Genomic DNA, 17,011 nt, shown 5'->3' with positions numbered 1-17,011 from the left:
GTGGGGCGGACCGTCTGAGTCCGGTTCCGGGTGGGGCGGGCTGCTGGAGCCTTCCGTCGGTCTGCCCCCGCACCGGCACTCACAGGCGTGTTACGTTCCCCACATGTCCCAGCCCGTGAAGGCCACGCGTACGGAGCGTACGAAGCGATCCCCCTCATCCGGTGGCGGTGAGAGCGCGGGAAGTCGCCGCGCCGCGGCCCAACGTCTGTCCATGCGCCGCAAACTCGCGGCCGCGGCGATGGAGTTGTTCGCGACGCAGGGGTACGAGGCGACGACCGTCGACGAGATCGCGGCCAGGGCGGGAGTGGCCCGCCGCACCTTCTTCCGGCACTTCCGCTCCAAGGAAGAGGCGATCTTCCCGGACCACGACGACACACTGGTGCGGGCCGCGGCGGTGCTGGACGCGGCGCCTCCGCATGAGCACCCTCTGGACACCGTGTGCCGCGGGATCAAGGAGGTCATGCGGATGTACGCGAGCGCGCCGACCGTCTCCGTGGAGCGCTACCGGCTGACCCGTGAGGTACCGGCGCTGCGGGAGCGGGAGATCGCCTCGGTGGCCCGCTACGAGCGGCTGTTCACCAGCTATCTGCTGGGCCACTTCGACGAGGGGGCCCACCACGACGGCGACGACGATCCGCTGCTGGCCGAGGTGGCCGCGTCGGCCGTGGTCACGGCCCACAACCATGTGCTGCGGCGCTGGCTGCGGGCAGGCGGCCAGGGCGATGTGGAAAACCAGCTGGACCACGCCTTCGCGATCGTCCGCGAAACCTTCGGGAGCGGCATCGGCGCCCGCCCCGTCCCGTCCGGCAGCCGTCCCGCGGCGACGGTGTCGGCGACGGACGAGGACGAGGTGGTGGTGATGGTGGCGCGGACGGACGCGCCGCTGGCCGAGGTGATGCGCACGATCAAGGAAGCGCTCAAGCGGTAGCGCTGGCGCTGGCGCTGGCGCTGGCGCTGGCGCTTGAGGTTCGCCACCCGGTCCGGGCTCGCCTCCCGGACCGGGTGGCCCACGTCTTGGGCCGGGGTGGTGCGCCGGGGTGGTGCGCCGGGGTGGTGCGCCGGGGTGTGTCGTGAGTGGCGGGGGCGGGGCCTCCGGTGCGGCGCGTGCGGGGTGCGCGGTCCGTTGGGTGGTGGGTGCCGGGGGCGGGGCCTCCGGTGCGGCGCCCTGGACCGCATATTTACGGCGCCGGTGCCCGGGGGCGTGGAGTGGGCCGGGGATTGGCGCCACAAATATGCGAAAGCGTCCAGGACACCACCCCTGCGACCCCACCCCCTCCCGTCTCGTCGGCGGCTCCCCATCGGTGGCACAGGGCGCCCGTCCGTTCCACGTTCAGCCCGGGGGCCGGGTGTTGGGTGGGCGCGGCCGTCTCGCCGTCTCGCGGCTCCCCGTCGGTGGCACAGGGCACCCGTCCGTTCCACGTTCAGCCCGGGGGCCGGGTGTTGGGTGGGCGCGGCCGTCTCGCCGTCTCGCGGCCACCCGCCGGTGGCCCAGGGCACCCGTCCGTTCCACGTTCAGCCCGGGGGCCGGGTGTTGGGTGGGCGCGGCCGTCCCGCTGGCGGCTATCCGCCGCCGCTTGCCGTCGTGGGGCCGGCCCAGCGGTAGCCCCGCGACCGGCCCGGGCGCACGCGCAGCGCCGGGCGGGTCTTCGGCCGGGGTGGCCCGCCCATGCGGACGGCTCCGTCGCGGCGGAGGGAGGGGCGGGGCCCGCCCCCCACAGGAAGGCCCCGCCCCCGCCGGGCCGCGACCCGCCCCGGTGCCGGGGCGGGTCGGGCGCGTCAGCCGGTCTTGGTGAGCTTCGCGGCGAAGCCGCCGTTCTTCGGGACGTCCACCGAGAGCCGCGAGTCCCGTGTGACCTCGTGGGTTTCGGTGACGACCTTGCCGTCCGGACCGTCCTTCCACACCTCGATCCGCCAACTGCCCTTGCCGAGGAAGCTCAGCGGCTCGTCCAGCGTGCGGGCCGCGCCCGAGGTGATCGCGCCCAGGTACCAGGTGTCGCCGGAGCGGCGGGCCAGGACGGCGCGGTCGCCGGGGTCGCCGTCGACCAGCCGCGTCTCGTCCCACACCGTGGGCACCTGGTTCAGGAACTTCAGCTCCACCGGCCGGCTCTCGTAGGACTCCACGCTGTCGGCGAAGTGCTGCACGCCGGACTCGTAGACGACCGAGAGCGCGAGTTCGGCCGCGTCACTCGTGGGCCGCACGCCTGTGAAGGTCACCGGTGTGAAGTCCATGGGCCCGATGAGGTTCCGGGTGAAGGGCAGGGTCGTGTAGTGCGCCGCCGGGAAGGGCTGGCGGCCCGGCTTGGGGCGGGTGCCCTCGGCGCCCTTGACCGCCTCGGTGCTCATCAGCTGCGGCCAGGTCCGCTCCTGGCCGCGCGGGATGGTGGCGCCGTGGAAGTTCAGCATCAGCTGGTTCCGGGCGCTGTCCTTGAAGACCGCGTCGTACCAGCGCATCCGGTCCTGGCCGTCCGACTCCAGGAAGTCGATCTTCAGCCCGGCGATCCCCCAGGACTTCCACAGCGGGAAGAGCCGGTCGCGCTCGCTCTGCGCGTCGATGGTCTGCCAGCGGGCCCACAGCCAGACGCCGACGCCCTTCTCCTTGGCGTACGCGGTCAGCTCGGGCATCCAGGAGTCGCTCCAGCCGGAGTCCACCAGGATGTACTCCCAGCCCTCACGCGACGCGAAGTCCACGAACTTCTTCTGGGCGTCCAGGCTGGTCGGGCTCTGCCCGTCGGACCACCAGGACCACGCCGCCCGGCCCGGTTTGATCCATGAGGTGTCGGCGACCTTCGAGGGGGCGGCCAGATCGGTCGGCAGATCGCTCTCGGTGACGGTGGCGAGGTCCCCGATGACCATGGTGCGCCAGGGCGTGGTCAGCCCGGGGCCGCTGACCTCGGCGGGGTCGGGGAGGGTGAGCTTGAAGCGGTCGGTGGCGGAGTCGAGGGCGAGCCGGGAGCCGCCGTACGAGCTGTTCAGGTCCGCTTCCTCGATCAGCATCCAGCTCTTGCCGATGTGGAAGAGCGACGGATAGCCGTAGTCGCCCGCCTTGGCGTCGGCGACCTTGCCGTGGTCATGGGCGGATTCGTAGTCCTGGCGGCCGTTGTCGTACGGCAGGAGGAAGGAGTCGGCGGACGGCGGGACGGCGAACTCCGAGTGCTCGCCGAGGACGGTGACCGTCCCCTTGTCCGGCACCACATAGCGGTAGGCCAGCCCCTCGGCCGAGACCCGGATGATCACCTTCAGCGTCCGCCCGTCCTTGCGGAAGGTGAAGGTCGACTCGGAGGCGTCGGAGGTGTGCTGGGTGCGGCGGCCGGTGGTGGTCGTATAGGTCTCGTGGACCTTACGGTCGCTGCGCCCCGCGAACCGCAAGCCCTTGCTGAAATCGGTCTCCGCGGTGCGGATACCCAGGCCCGACGGCCGCAGCACGGTGGTGGCGCCATGGCGCGCGGCCAGCGTCAGCCCGCCCTCGTTGCTCAGCCTGAGCTCGCCGCTGACCTGCCCCTTTCCGGTCAGCCGCCAGTCCTGCGCACGACCGTCCGATGCCGCCGCCGCCCGGAGCGGCACCAGCACGGCGGCCGCGCAGGCGAGGGCGGCCACGGCTCTGGTGACCTTTGATCGTGCCGTATGCATCGTTCCTCCTCGTTCACCGCAACTTCGATGCGGCGCTCGATACATCAGAGCAATCCCCTACCTTGACGCATCATCAGCCCGTTTCTACGCTCCCGTCTAGCCAAATCATCGGATCAATTTGATCGCTTCGGGGACGGGAGATAATCGGGATGCCAGTCAGCAGACGTGGGTTCCTGGGCCGGGTGGCGGCGGGCGCGGCCGCGAGCACGGCCGTCGGCGCGGCCCTCCCCGAACAGGAGGCGGCCGCACAGCCACAGCAGTCGGTGGCCCTGCGGGGCATGCGTACCGACCGGGAGTGGGAGCGCTTTCTGGGCGGCCAGGATCTGATCTGGAAGCGCTTGCCGAGAACCTGGTACGAGGGGCCGTTCCTGGGCAATGGGCTGCTCGGCTCGATGATCTATCAGGAGCCCGGCGAGAACGCGCTGCGCTTCACCATCCACCACAGCGAGGTGCAGGACCACCGGCCCACCGAAGGCGGCAGCGACTGGGGGGTGGCACGGCTTCCGGTCGGCAATCTGCTGCTGCGCCCGGTCGGCGCCATCACCGGCGTCGATCTGCGACTGGATCTGTGGAACGCCGAACTGCGCGGCACGATCACCACGGACAAGGGAAAGCTCGAGCTCCGCGCCCTGGTGCACAACGACCGCACCATGCTGCTGGCCACCGTCGAGGCGAGCGCCGGCGAGGAGGGATTCCGCTGGGAGTTCAAGCCGTCACCGGCGGTCAGCCCGCGCATCGTCCGCGAGGATCCGCCCAAGGGCTTCGAGCCCAACCCGGCCCCGGTCACGCGCACCGAGGACGGGCTCGGCAGCACCGTCCAGTCGCTGGTGGCGGGCGGGCAGACGGTGAGCGCGTACCGGCAGCGCGGCAGCGGCCGGGAGCGCACGTACTACCTGGCCGTGGCGCACTCCCACCCCGGTACGGACGCGGAGGGCCGGGCCCGGACCACCGTGCGCAAGGCGTCGGCGCTGCCGGTCTCCAGCCTGCGGCGCACCCACTACGAGTGGTGGCACCGCTTCTACCGCAAGAGCTTCATCTCGGTGCCCGACGGGATGCTGCAGAGCTTCTACTGGATCCAGCTCTACAAGCTGGCCTGCGCCGCTCGTGAGCACGCGCCCGTCATGGCCACCACCGGCCCGTGGGTGGAGCCGACCCCCTGGCCCGGCGTGTGGTGGAACCTCAACGTCCAGCTCGAGTACTGGCCGGTCTACGGCTCCAACCACCTGGAGCTGGACGCGATTCCGCGCACCCTCGCCGAGAACACCGATGTGCTCATCGGCGGGCTGGGGCCCGAGTACCGCGCCGACTCGGCCGGGCTGCGCCGCTCCACGGACGCACAGTGCGAGGACAACGGCACGGTCCCGGTGCCCGGCGTCGGGGACTCCCCCGAGGTCGGCGATCTGCCCTGGGCGCTGCACAACGTCTGGCTGACCTACCGCCACACCATGGACCGGGGCGTGCTGGAGGATGTGCTCTATCCGCTGCTGCGCCGCTCCACCAACTACTACCTGCACTTTCTCACCGAGCAGTCGGACGGCAAGCTGCATCTGCCGAAGACCTTCTCCCCGGAATACGGCGCGGCCCCGGACTGCAACTACGACCTGGCGCTGCTGCGCTGGTCCTGCCAGACCCTGCTGACGACGGTCGAGTTGCTGGACAAGGACGATCCGCTGGTGCCCAAGTGGCGCGAGGTGCTGGAGAAGCTCGTCGACTATCCGGTGGACGAGAACGGCTTCATGATCGGCACCGGTGTCCCGTTCGCCAAGTCCCACCGCCACTACTCCCATATGCTCTCGGTCTACCCGCTCTACCTGGTCAATTGGGACCAGCAGGAGCACCGGGACCTGATCGCCCGCTCGCTGAAGCACTGGATCAGCTTCGAGGGCGCGCTGCGCGGCTACAGCTTCTCGGGCGCGGCCTCGATCTCGACCCAGATGGGGCGCGGCGATGACGCGCTGAGGTATCTGCGGGAGCTGGTGGCGCGGTTCATCCAGCCCAATACGCACTACTACGAGGCGGGTCCGGTGATCGAGACCCCGCTGTCGGGTGCGCAGGCCATCCACGACATGCTCTGCCAGAGCTGGGGCGGGACCATCCGCTTCTTTCCCGGGGTGCCGGGCGAGTGGCAGGACGTCACCCTGCACGACTTCCGTACCGAGGGCGCGTTCCTGGTCAGCGCGGTGCGGACGGGCGGCAGGACGCGCTGGGTGCGGGTACGCAGCCTGGCCGGGGAGCCGTGCCGGGTCCGCCACTCGATCGGCGGCCGGGTCGCGGTCGCCGGGGTCGGGGGCCCCGCGCCGAAGTGGCGTGACCTGGGGAACGGCGAGATCGAGCTGGAGCTGGACCGGGAGGACGAGGCAGTGATCTATCCGGCGGGCACCCGGCCGGACTTCCGGATCGCCCCGGTGAAGGTCACCACCCCGGCCGAGCCCTGGGGCCTGCCGGAGCTGCCGCAGGCGGGCGCGGTCACCCAGCTCGATCTGACCGGGCACTTCGACAACGACGCCATCACCACCGAGATGTACTACGGGGACGGCGACTTCGACGGTGCGGGCCGCACCTATCCGATGGCGCAGCTCCCGCAGACCGGGCAGACCGAGGACGACGGGATCACCTTCGCGTTCACCAACGGCAGCGAGGGCTCCGACAACAACGTCATCGCGGCGGGCCAGCAGATCACGGTCCCGGCGGGCAGCTACACGAAGCTGCATGTACTGGGCGCGGGCGACACCGGCAATGTGTCCGTGCCCGCCCGGGCCACGTACGCCGACGGCTCCACGGACACGCTGACCATCCAGCTCACGGGCTGGATGTCGGGTCCGGCGTACGGCGAGACGGAGGCGGTGCGGACCGGCCAGATCCACACCCGCACCGGCCCGTTGGGCACCAGGGCCGCGATCTTCCACCAGGTGGTGGAGCTGGACCCGGCCAAGGAGCTGTCGGCGATCACGCTGACCGCCCCCTCGGGCACCGCACGGGCCCATGTCTTCGCGCTCTCGCTGGAGAAAAACGACTGACGAAACGCGCATAACCGCATACCCACCGTGACGGCCGCCCCGCCCAGGGCGGCCGTTATTGCTCATGTGTGCAGCCGAGATGACAACTGAGGGAATTTGTTGGCACGCAGTGTCTTGCGAGGTGGCACAGCGTGCCATACCGTGAGTGGAGTCCGGGCGGCCGGCGCACTGCCAACCTTCGTGCGTCGGCTGTCCCCGCAAACCGCTTTGTGCGCCCGGACAACGCCTGCGTCACCAGGCAACCGGCGCCACCCGCGCCGCATCGAGCACCACCTCCGCCGAACCGACGGCACCGCATCAGCATCACCCGTCACGAGCCCAGCGTTCCCTCAGGCGTCCCCCCTGGACGCCTCGCCGGAGGCACCGATGAACGAGATACTTGACGCGATCCTGGCGTCGGACACAGCACCCGAGGACTTCGCGTCACTGCGCATCCCCGAGTCGTACCGCGCGGTGACCGTGCGCAAGGACGAGGCCGAGATGTTCGCGGGCCTCACCACCCGGGAGAAGGACCCCCGCAAGTCGTTGCACGTGGACGAGGTGCCGGTGCCGGAGCTCGGCCCCGGAGAGGCACTCGTCGCCGTGATGGCCAGCTCGGTCAACTACAACTCCGTGTGGACCTCGATCTTCGAACCGCTGCCGACCTTCGGTTTCCTGGAGCGGTACGGCAAGCTCTCCCCCCTGGCCAAGCGGCACGATCTGCCGTACCACATCATCGGCTCCGACCTCGCGGGCGTCGTGCTGCGCACCGGCCCCGGTGTGAACGCCTGGCAGCCGGGCGCCGAGGTCGTCGCGCACTGTCTGTCGGTCGAACTGGAGAGCTCCGACGGCCACAACGACACCATGCTCGACCCCGAGCAGCGCATCTGGGGCTTCGAGACCAACTTCGGCGGGCTCGCCGAGATCGCCCTGGTCAAGTCCAACCAGCTGATGCCCAAGCCCAAGCATCTGAGCTGGGAGGAGGCGGCCGCCCCGGGCCTGGTCAACTCCACCGCCTACCGGCAGCTCGTCTCCCGTAACGGCGCCGGGATGAAGCAGGGCGACAACGTCCTGATCTGGGGCGCGAGCGGCGGGCTCGGCTCCTACGCCACCCAGTTCGCGCTGGCCGGCGGGGCCAATCCGGTCTGCGTGGTCTCCTCGCCGCAGAAGGCCGAGATCTGCCGGCGGATGGGCGCCGAGGCGATCATCGACCGCACGGCGGAGGACTACGCGTTCTGGAAGGACGACGGCACCCAGGACCCGCGCGAGTGGAAGCGGTTCGGCAAGAAGATCCGCGAGCTGACCGGCGGCGAGGACGTGGACATCGTCTTCGAGCACCCGGGCCGGGAGACCTTCGGCGCCTCGGTCTATGTCACCCGTAAGGGCGGCACGATCGTCACCTGCGCGTCGACCTCCGGCTACACCCACGAGTACGACAACCGCTACCTGTGGATGCAGCTCAAGCGGATCATCGGCTCGCACTTCGCCAACTACCGCGAGGCGTGGGAGGCCAACCGCCTGATCGCCAAGGGCAAGATCCACCCGACGCTGTCCAGGACCTACCGGCTGGAGGACACCGGACAGGCCGCGCACGACGTCCACCGCAACCTCCACCAGGGCAAGGTCGGCGTGCTGTGCCTGGCCCCCGAGGAGGGCATGGGCGTGCGCGACCAGGCGATGCGCGAGCAGCACATCGACGCCATCAACCTATTCCGCGACTCCTCGGAGCGGACCAACAAGCACAGCCGGGACATCTGATGAGTGGCACACCCCGCCCCAAGGACCGGCCCTGGCTGATGCGCACCTACGCCGGGCACTCCACCGCCGAGGCGTCCAACGAGCTGTACCGGCGCAACCTGGCCAAGGGCCAGACCGGGCTCTCGGTCGCCTTCGACCTGCCCACCCAGACCGGCTACGACCCCGACCACATCCTCGCCCGCGGCGAGGTGGGCCGGGTCGGGGTCCCGGTCTCGCATCTGGGCGACATGCGGCGGCTGTTCCAGGAGATCCCCCTGGAGCGGATGAACACCTCCATGACCATCAACGCGACCGCGATGTGGCTGCTGGCGCTGTATCAGGTCGTCGCGGAGGAGCACGGCGCGGACATCGGCAAGCTCCAGGGGACGACGCAGAACGACATCGTCAAGGAGTACCTCTCGCGCGGTACGCATGTCTTTCCGCCGGGTCCGAGCCTGCGGCTGACCACCGACATGATCGCGTACACGGTGAACCACATCCCCAAGTGGAACCCGATCAACATCTGCAGTTACCACTTGCAGGAGGCCGGGGCCACTCCGGTGCAGGAGATCGCCTTCGCGATGTCCACGGCGATCGCCGTCCTGGACGCGGTGTTCGCCTCCGGCCAGGTTCCCGAGGACCGTAAGGGCGACGTGGTGGCCCGGATCTCCTTCTTCGTGAACGCGGGCGTCCGCTTCATCGAGGAGATGTGCAAGATGCGCGCCTTCGGCCGCATCTGGGACCGGATCACCCGTGAGCGGTACGGCATCGAGAACCCCAAACAGCGCCGGTTCCGCTACGGCGTCCAGGTGAACTCGCTCGGCCTGACCGAGGCCCAGCCGGAGAACAACGTCCAGCGCATCGTCCTGGAGATGCTGGCCGTCACCCTCTCCAAGGACGCCCGCGCCCGCGCCGTCCAGCTCCCGGCCTGGAACGAGGCGCTGGGCCTCCCCCGCCCCTGGGACCAGCAGTGGTCGCTGCGCATCCAGCAGGTCCTCGCCCTGGAGAGCGATCTGCTGGAGTACGACGACATCTTCGAGGGCTCCCATGTGATCGAGGTCAAGGTCGCCGCGCTGGTCGAGGAGACCGAGGCCGAGATCGAGCGGATCGAGAAGATGGGCGGGGCGATGGCCGCCGTCGAGTCCGGCTACCTCAAGGCGCAGCTCGTGGCCTCCCACTCCGAGCGCCGGGCGCGGATCGAGGCGGGCGAAGAGAAGATCATCGGCGTCAACTGCTACGAGTCCACCGAGCCCAATCCGCTCACCGCCGATCTCGACACCGCGATCATGACGGTGGACCCGGAGAACGAGGCGCGGGTGGTCTCGGCCCTGCACGCCTGGCGCGAGCGGCGCGACGAGGGCCCCGCCCAGGAGGCCCTCACCGCCCTCCGTAAGGCCGCCGCGGGGACCGAGAACCTGATGCCGGCGACCCTGGCCTGTGCCCGCGCGGGCGTGACCACCGGGGAGTGGTCCTGGGCGCTGCGCGATGTCTTCGGCGAGTACCGCGCCCCCACCGGGGTCGGCGGCGCGCCCCTGGCCGTCGCCACGGAGGCGGGCTCCCTGCTGTCCTCCGTCCGCGAGAAGGTCGAGAAGACGGCGGCCGAGCTCGGCGGCGGCAGGCTGCGGCTGCTGGTCGGCAAGCCCGGTCTGGACGGGCACAGCAACGGCGCCGAGCAGATCGCCGTACGGGCCAGGGACGCCGGTTTCGAGGTGGTCTACCAGGGGATCCGGCTCACCCCCGAGCAGATCGTCTCGGCGGCCGTGGCCGAGGATGTGCACTGCGTCGGCCTGTCCATCCTGTCCGGTTCGCATGCCGAGCTGGTGCCGGACGTCCTGGTGCGGCTGCGCGACGCGGGCGCCCAGGAGATCCCCGTCATCGTCGGCGGGATCATCCCGGCCACGGACGCGGCCGCGCTGCGGGCCGCGGGTGTCGCCGCCGTTTTCACCCCAAAGGACTTCGGTATCACGGAGATCATCGGCCGTATTGTCGATGAGATCCGCGCCGCGAACACGCTTCCCCCTCTGGAGGTTCTCGTATGACCGCCCCCGACCGCGCAGATGCCGCGCCCCGTCTGCGCCCTCGCCGCTCCTGCCTGGCCGTCCCCGGCTCCAATCCGCGCTTCCTGGAGAAGGCCCAGGGGCTCGCGGCCGACCAGGTCTTCCTGGACCTGGAGGACGCCTGTGCGCCGCTGGCCAAGGAGGACGCCCGGCACACCATCGTCAAAGCGCTGAACGAGGGCGACTGGACCGGTAAGACCCGGGTGGTGCGGGTCAACGACTGGACCACCCACTGGACGTACCGGGACGTCATCACGGTTGTCGAGGGCGCGGGTCCCAACCTGGACTGCATCATGCTGCCCAAGGTGCAGGACGCCCAGCAGGTGATCGCGCTGGACCTGCTGCTCACCCAGATCGAGAAGACGATGGGCTTCGAGGTCGGGCGGATCGGCATCGAGGCGCAGATCGAGAACGCCAAGGGCCTGGTCAACGTGGACGAGATCGCGGGCGCCTCGTCGCGCCTGGAGACCATCGTCTTCGGCCCGGCCGACTTCATGGCGTCCATCAACATGAAGTCGCTGGTCGTGGGCGAGCAGCCGCCCGGCTATCCGGCGGACGCCTATCACTACATCCTGATGCGGATCCTGATGGCGGCCCGCACCCATGACCTCCAGGCGATCGACGGCCCCTACCTGCAGATCCGGAACGTGGACGGCTTCCGCGAGGTGGCCGGGCGCGCGGCCGCCCTCGGCTACGACGGCAAGTGGGTGCTGCACCCCGGCCAGGTGGAGGCGGCCAACGAGGTCTTCTCGCCGTCCCAGGAGGACTACGACCACGCCGAGCTGATCCTGGACGCCTATGACTACTGCACCTCGGCGGAAGGCGGCATGAAGGGCTCGGCGATGCTCGGCGACGAGATGATCGACGAGGCCAGCCGCAAGATGGCCCTGGTCGTCGCGGGCAAGGGCCGCGCGGCCGGGATGACCCGTACGTCCACCTTCCAGCCCCCGGAGGCATGAGCCATGCAGTTCGGCCGTACCTATGAGGAGTTCACGGTGGGCGACGTCTACCGGCACTGGCCGGGGAAGACGGTCACCGAGTACGACGACCACCTTTTCTGTCTGCTCACCATGAACCACCACCCGCTGCACATGGACAGCAACTACGCCGAGAAGACGACCGATTTCGGCAAAAACGTGGTGGTCGGGAACTACATCTACTCACTGCTCCTGGGGATGTCCGTCCCCGATGTCTCCGGAAAGGCCATCGCCAATCTGGAGGTCGAGTCGCTACGGCATGTCGCGCCCACCTTCCACGGCGACACGATCTACGGCGAGACGACGGTCCTCGACAAGACGCCGTCGAAGTCCAAGACGGACCGGGGCATCGTGCATGTGGAGACCAAGGGCTACAAGCAGGACGGCACCCTGGTCTGCATCTTCCGGCGCAAGGTGATGGTGCCGACCGCCACGTACATCAAGGAGCGGGGCGGCGAGCAGCCGGGCCGCCCGGAGCTGGGAGAGCAGTGATATGAGCCGCCTGGCGCAGACCGAGGGCCTGACCGACATCCAGCGGGAGATCCTCTCCACGGTCAGGGATTTTGTCGACAAGGAGATCCTGCCGGTCGCGACGGAACTGGAACATCGCGATGAATATCCGACCGCGATCGTCGAAGGACTGAAGGAGCTCGGCCTCTTCGGGCTGATGATCCCGGAGGAATACGGCGGTCTGGGTGAGTCACTGCTCACCTACGCGCTGTGTGTGGAGGAGATCGCACGCGGCTGGATGAGCGTCTCGGGCATCATCAACACCCACTTCATCGTGGCGTACATGCTCAAGCAGCACGGCACCGAGGAACAGAAGGAGTATTTCCTTCCCAAGATGGCGCTGGGCGAGATCCGGGGCGCCTTCTCGATGTCGGAGCCGGGCCTGGGTTCGGATGTGTCGGCGATCACCAGCAAGGCGGTACAGGACGGCGACGAGTACGTCCTGAACGGGCAGAAAATGTGGCTGACCAACGGCGGCACCTCCACTCTGGTGGCGGTCCTGTGCCGGACCGGTGACGCCCAGGAGGGGGTCGCGCCGCACAAGGCGATGACCACCTTCCTGATCGAGAAGGAGCCGGGCTTCGGCGAGGTCCGGCCCGGTCTGACCATCCCCGGCAAGATCGACAAGATGGGCTACAAGGGCGTCGACACCACTGAGCTCATCATGGACGGACTGCGCATTCCGGCCGATCGGGTGCTCGGCGGGATGCCGAACCGAGGTTTTTACCAAATGATGGACGGAGTCGAGGTCGGCCGGGTGAATGTCGCCGCCCGCGGCTGTGGTGTCGCGCGGCGCGCATTCGAGCTGGGCGTTGCATACGCACAGCAGCGGCATACCTTCGGTAAGCCGATCGCGCAGCACCAGGCCATCCAGTTCAAACTGGCCGAAATGGGAACAAAGGTCGAGGCGGCCCATGCGATGATGGTCAATGCGGCCCGGAAGAAGGATTCGGGCGCGCGCAACGACCTCGAAGCGGGAATGGCCAAGTACCTCGCGTCGGAGTACTGCAAAGAGGTCGTGGAGGACGCCTTCCGCATCCATGGCGGGTACGGCTTCTCCAAGGAATACGAGATCGAGCGCCTCTACCGAGAGGCACCGATGCTTCTCATCGGCGAAGGTACCGCCGAGATTCAGAAAATGATTATTGGACGGAGGCTCCTGGAGGAATACCGAACCCAAGACTGAACGTCCCTTTTGGGGTGGTATCCGAGAGAAGAAGGTCACACCGCGCCGAGGGTCTTCGGTCACTGACCAGCCACCGACAGGCCCCGGCGCTTGCCCAGTTACCGCTCGCAACCGATACCATCCGTGAAAGCCGCCGTCCCCAGTCTTGCGTCGCGGCATCCTCCGCTACGAAGGTCATCCATGCCCCACAGCCAATCCTCTGCACAACGCGACAGCCCGGTCGGTGTACGCCTCGCGCGCGGAGCATCGCCGTGGCTCCTCCCGACCGTCGCCACCGCGGCGGTCAGTCTTGCTCGGGCCCGCCGCTCCGGACGCTGGACGGCGGTCGCCGTGCCCGCCACCGCGCTCGCGGCGGGCATGCTGTGGTTCTTCCGCGACCCCGAGAGAGAGATCACGCAAGGCCGTGTGATCTCTCCGGCCGACGGTGTGGTGCAGAGCATCATGCCGTGGAAGGACGGGCGCACCCGCGTCGCCATCTTCATGAGCCCGCTCAATGTCCACGTCAACCGCGCCCCGCTGGCCGGCACGGTGACCTCCGTGGAGCACATCCCCGGCGGCTTCGTTCCCGCGTTCAACAAGGAGAGCGAGAACAACGAGCGGGTCGTCTGGCACTTCGACACCGAGCTCGGCGACATCGAGATGGTCCAGATCGCCGGTGCGGTCGCCCGGCGTATCGTGCCCTATGTGCCACAGGGCACGAAGGTCGAACAGGGTGAGCGGATCGGTCTCATCCGCTTCGGCTCGCGGGTCGACATCTACCTTCCCGAGGGTGTCGATGTCGCGGTCGAGGTCGGCCAGGCCACCACCGCGGGGGTGACACGCCTTGACCGTGATTGATCCCGACACACAGGCCGCCTGGGTCCCCGAGGCCGAGGTGGACGCCGTCGACGAGACGGACGACATGCCGCTGTCGACGCGACTGTCGATAGCCGACACGCTGACCCTGGGCAACGCCACCTGTGGCTTCCTGGCGGTCTACTTCACCACCACCGGCGTCCTCATCCCGCACCTGACGGGCAGCGAGGACGGCGGGATGACCCGGCACAGCGCGGCGTCGGCCGTGATGCTGATGCTGCTCGCCTCCGTCTTCGACCTCTTCGACGGACTGGTCGCGCGGAAGCTGCGCAGCTCGGCGATGGGCGCGGAGCTGGACAACCTCTCCGACCTGATCAGCTTCGGCCTGGCCCCCGCGTACTTCGTCCTCGTCTGGGGCATGGTCTCCGACGACGCGTATCAGCGGGTCTCGGTGGTGGGCGCGATCGTGGTGCTGCTGGCGGTGGTGCTACGGCTTGCCAGATTCTCCTGTGTCACCCTGCGTGACGGCGTCTTCCAGGGCATGCCGAGCCCCTTCGGCGCCCTGACGGTGGTCTCGGTGGTCCTGCTGGGCCTGCCGTTCGTGCCGACGCTGCTCGCGATCATCGGCGTCGCCTGGCTGATGGTGAGCCGGGTGGAGTACCCCAAGCCGCGCGGCCGGCTCGCGGTGGCCATGCTCGGCTGGATCGTCACCAGCATGGCGCTGCTGGCGGCCTGGGCCTTCGAGGCCCCCGGCGGCGAGCTGCTGCTCCAGTCGGCCTGCGCCCTGCAGGTCGTCATGGGCGCGGTGATCCCCCTCTTCGCCACGGCCCGCCGGGTGAACGCCTTCCGTGACAACCGCCGTGAGGCGAGGGCAGCGCAGCTGCCGTAGCGGCCTTCGGCCGCACCTGCCGGATGGGGTGGGCCCGAGCATCGCGCTCGGGCCCACCCCATCCGGCTTTCCCCGGCCCGCCCGCGCAGCGCCTTGACCTCGGGTACCACCCGGCCCAGCCCTCGTGCATCACCGGCTTGCGCGCCGCGCCAGTCGTCCAGGTCGACCGCCACGAGGCGGCGAGCCCACCAGCCGTCGCGTGGGGGTGGGTTTCCCGCGCGGGCCCACGACGTCCGGGGGACGACTGGCGTTACGGCCCGACGTCGAGGATGCGCACCGTCCGCCCTTTCCACTCGTCCGCCGCGGCCGTCGCGACCCTCGCCCCATCGGGGCGCTCTGGGGTCGGCTGAGCAACGTAGGACGTATGGGCAATCGCCCACCCGGCAGGGTCGCGCGCCACCGCGAGGGCAGCAGGCAGGTCCAGGTCCAGGATCCTGAGGCTGGGCAGAGCCGCGAGGTGCTCGGCCGTCCCAGGTCGGGCGCGGTCGGCCTCGACAAGGGCACAGGCGGGTGCGTAGAGGAACCAGCCCGGCTCCGCGTGAGCTCGGTGGACCAGGCGGGAGAGCAGGACATTGCCCCGCCCGGCGGCCACCATGGCCGTGTCGTCCAAAACGATGTGCAGAACGTCGGTCACCGGGGAGCCGCCTCACCCAGACGCCGGTCCAGGTCGGCGTCGAGGTCTGCGATATCGGCTTCGCTCGGGTCGTATCCGTTCCACTCACGCAGCACGGCGCGCGCCTTCTCGGCTCGCTCGGCGCGCTCGGCGGGGGTCAGCGCGGTCTCGGCAATACGAGCCAGGTAGGCCCGTAGGGAGAGCCCCTCGGCTGCCGCTATCTCCGCGAGCCGGTCTCGCGCCTCTGCGGGGATGCGGATGTTGGCGTCGGCCATGACAAGGCTCCTTCTGCTCATGACGGAAAGCGTACGGGTACGTACCCACACCCGTACCCAACTTCCTCGAGCCGATAAGCCTCAGGTCAGGAAGTCCGCCGCCAGGCGTTCTGCCGCGCGTTCCAGGAGGGGGCCGGCCTCGGCGATGCAGCGGGCCGGGTCCGGCTCCAGGTCGGTGAGGGGGTAGGCGCGGCGGATGCCCGCGTTGCCCAGGGCCACCGGGGCGAGGGCCAGACGGCCGCAGACCGCGACCACCTCGATGCCCCGCGCCCGGGCCGCCGCCGCGACGCCCGCCGGGGCCTTGCCGTGCAGGGTCTGCCCGTCCAGCGAGCCCTCCCCCGTGATCACCAGGTCCGCGCCCTCCAGCGCGGCGGGGAAGCCGAGGACGTCGAGCATCACCTCGATGCCGGGGCGGAAGGCCGCGCCCAGGCCGACGAGGGCGCCGAAGCCGATGCCGCCCGCCGCGCCCGCGCCGGGCGCGAGGGCGTACTCGGCGGCCGAGGCCCCGACCGCGCGCTCCAGGACGCGTACGTAGTGGGCGAGGGCGGCGTCCAGGGCCGCCACATCGTCCTCGCCCGCGCCCTTCTGCGGGCCGTAGACCGCCGCCGCGCCCTTCGGACCGGTCAGGGGGTTGTCGACATCGCTGGCCAGGACGGTATCGGTGTCGGCCAGCCGCGGGTCGAGGCCGGACAGATCGGCCGTGGCGAGGTCGCGCAGCGGGCCCCCGCCCGGCGCCACGGGCGTACCGTCCTCGCGCAGGAAGCGCGCGCCGAGCGCGCTGAGCATCCCCGCGCCGCCGTCCGTCGTGGCGCTGCCGCCGACGCCGAAGACGATCGTGCGGGCGCCCGCGTCGAGCGCCGCGCGCAGCAACTCGCCGCTGCCGTACGTGGTCGCGGTGAGCGGCGCGAACACCCCGGCCGGCAGATGGCGCAGCCCGGACGCCTCGGCCATCTCCACCACGGCCGTGGTCCCGCGCAGCGCGTACGCCGCCGTCACCGGCGCGCCCAGCGGCCCGGTGACCCGCGCCTCGCGCCGTTCGAACCCGGCCGCGACCGCCGCGTCCACCGTGCCGTCCCCGCCGTCGGCGACGGGCAGCGCCGCGATCCGCAGCCCCTCGCCGCCTTGGGGCGCGCCGCGGCGCAGCCCCGCCGTGACGTGCTCGGCGACCTCCACCGCCGTGAGCGAGCCCTTGAACTTGTCCGCGGCGATCAGTACGCGCTTCGGGGGCGTCGCCTGCCCCTCCGCCCACGTCTTGGTCTCTGTCGCGGCCGCTGCCTCCGAAGCGTCCGTAGCGTCTGAAGTCTCCGTACCGCCCGAAGTCTCCGTCGAAGCGTCCGTCACCTTGGTAA

The 17,011-nt window shown here is 69.9% G+C and carries 13 protein-coding genes; 9 read left to right on the top strand and 4 right to left on the bottom strand.

What is annotated here, in order from left to right:
• Positions 1–103 precede the first annotated feature (103 nt).
• Entirely contained in the window at positions 104–928 is an 825-nt protein-coding gene (locus tag CGL27_RS36135; RefSeq protein WP_119991941.1) for a TetR family transcriptional regulator, read from the top strand.
• An 848-nt stretch (positions 929–1,776) separates the two neighbouring features.
• Here the strand turns inward: CGL27_RS36135 and CGL27_RS36130 are convergent.
• Complete coding sequence (locus tag CGL27_RS36130) at positions 1,777–3,627, bottom strand: glycoside hydrolase family 97 protein (protein WP_119991940.1); 1,851 nt, start codon at positions 3,625–3,627, stop codon at positions 1,777–1,779.
• Between the two features lie 149 nt (positions 3,628–3,776).
• Here CGL27_RS36130 and CGL27_RS36125 point away from each other — a divergent pair, with 149 nt between their 5' ends.
• The 8 genes from CGL27_RS36125 to pssA all read left to right on the top strand — a co-directional run bounded on the left by CGL27_RS36125 (position 3,777) and on the right by pssA (position 14,774).
• Positions 3,777–6,644, top strand: a complete 2,868-nt coding sequence (locus tag CGL27_RS36125; protein WP_119991939.1) for a twin-arginine translocation signal domain-containing protein — start codon at positions 3,777–3,779, stop codon at positions 6,642–6,644.
• A gap of 366 nt (positions 6,645–7,010) precedes the next feature.
• Positions 7,011–8,381 (top strand): crotonyl-CoA carboxylase/reductase, encoded by a 1,371-nt coding sequence (ccrA, locus tag CGL27_RS36120; RefSeq protein ID WP_119991938.1) that lies wholly within the window; start codon positions 7,011–7,013, stop codon positions 8,379–8,381.
• On the top strand, positions 8,381–10,399 hold the full coding sequence (locus tag CGL27_RS36115) for a protein meaA (protein ID WP_119991937.1): 2,019 nt from the start codon (positions 8,381–8,383) through the stop codon (positions 10,397–10,399). The genes ccrA and CGL27_RS36115 overlap by 1 nt, the downstream gene beginning before the upstream one ends.
• Positions 10,396–11,376 carry a CoA ester lyase gene (locus tag CGL27_RS36110; RefSeq protein WP_119991936.1) on the top strand — a complete coding sequence of 327 codons (981 nt, stop codon included), beginning with the start codon at positions 10,396–10,398 and terminating at the stop codon, positions 11,374–11,376. Before CGL27_RS36115 ends, CGL27_RS36110 begins: the two co-directional genes overlap by 4 nt.
• A gap of 3 nt (positions 11,377–11,379) precedes the next feature.
• Positions 11,380–11,886, top strand: coding sequence for a MaoC family dehydratase (locus CGL27_RS36105; protein WP_078640333.1), 507 nt, complete (start codon positions 11,380–11,382; stop codon positions 11,884–11,886).
• Between the two features lies 1 nt (position 11,887).
• Complete coding sequence (locus CGL27_RS36100; RefSeq protein WP_119991935.1) at positions 11,888–13,090, top strand: acyl-CoA dehydrogenase family protein; 1,203 nt, start codon at positions 11,888–11,890, stop codon at positions 13,088–13,090.
• 180 nt (positions 13,091–13,270) lie between these two features.
• On the top strand, positions 13,271–13,927 hold the full coding sequence (locus tag CGL27_RS36095; protein ID WP_078640337.1) for a phosphatidylserine decarboxylase: 657 nt from the start codon (positions 13,271–13,273) through the stop codon (positions 13,925–13,927).
• Positions 13,914–14,774, top strand: a complete 861-nt coding sequence (gene pssA, locus CGL27_RS36090; protein WP_185929962.1) for a CDP-diacylglycerol--serine O-phosphatidyltransferase — start codon at positions 13,914–13,916, stop codon at positions 14,772–14,774. The genes CGL27_RS36095 and pssA overlap by 14 nt, the downstream gene beginning before the upstream one ends.
• Positions 14,775–15,024: 250 nt before the next feature.
• Here the strand turns inward: pssA and CGL27_RS36085 are convergent, their stop codons facing one another.
• The 3 genes from CGL27_RS36085 to CGL27_RS36075 all read right to left on the bottom strand — a co-directional run bounded on the left by CGL27_RS36085 (position 15,025) and on the right by CGL27_RS36075 (position 17,003).
• Positions 15,025–15,408, bottom strand: coding sequence for a hypothetical protein (locus CGL27_RS36085; protein ID WP_203348387.1), 384 nt, complete (start codon positions 15,406–15,408; stop codon positions 15,025–15,027).
• Complete coding sequence (locus CGL27_RS36080) at positions 15,405–15,662, bottom strand: hypothetical protein (RefSeq protein WP_107439020.1); 258 nt, start codon at positions 15,660–15,662, stop codon at positions 15,405–15,407. Before CGL27_RS36080 ends, CGL27_RS36085 begins: the two co-directional genes overlap by 4 nt.
• An 81-nt stretch (positions 15,663–15,743) precedes the next feature.
• Entirely contained in the window at positions 15,744–17,003 is a 1,260-nt protein-coding gene (locus tag CGL27_RS36075) for a glycerate kinase (protein WP_240450750.1), read from the bottom strand.
• Positions 17,004–17,011 lie beyond the last annotated feature (8 nt).

Source organism: Streptomyces sp. 11-1-2, assembly GCF_003595545.1.
Classification (GTDB): Bacteria; Actinomycetota; Actinomycetes; order Streptomycetales; family Streptomycetaceae; genus Streptomyces; species Streptomyces hygroscopicus_B.
The sequence above is the reverse complement of the archived record's forward strand: the minus strand, read 5'-3'. Positions and strand labels throughout refer to the sequence as shown.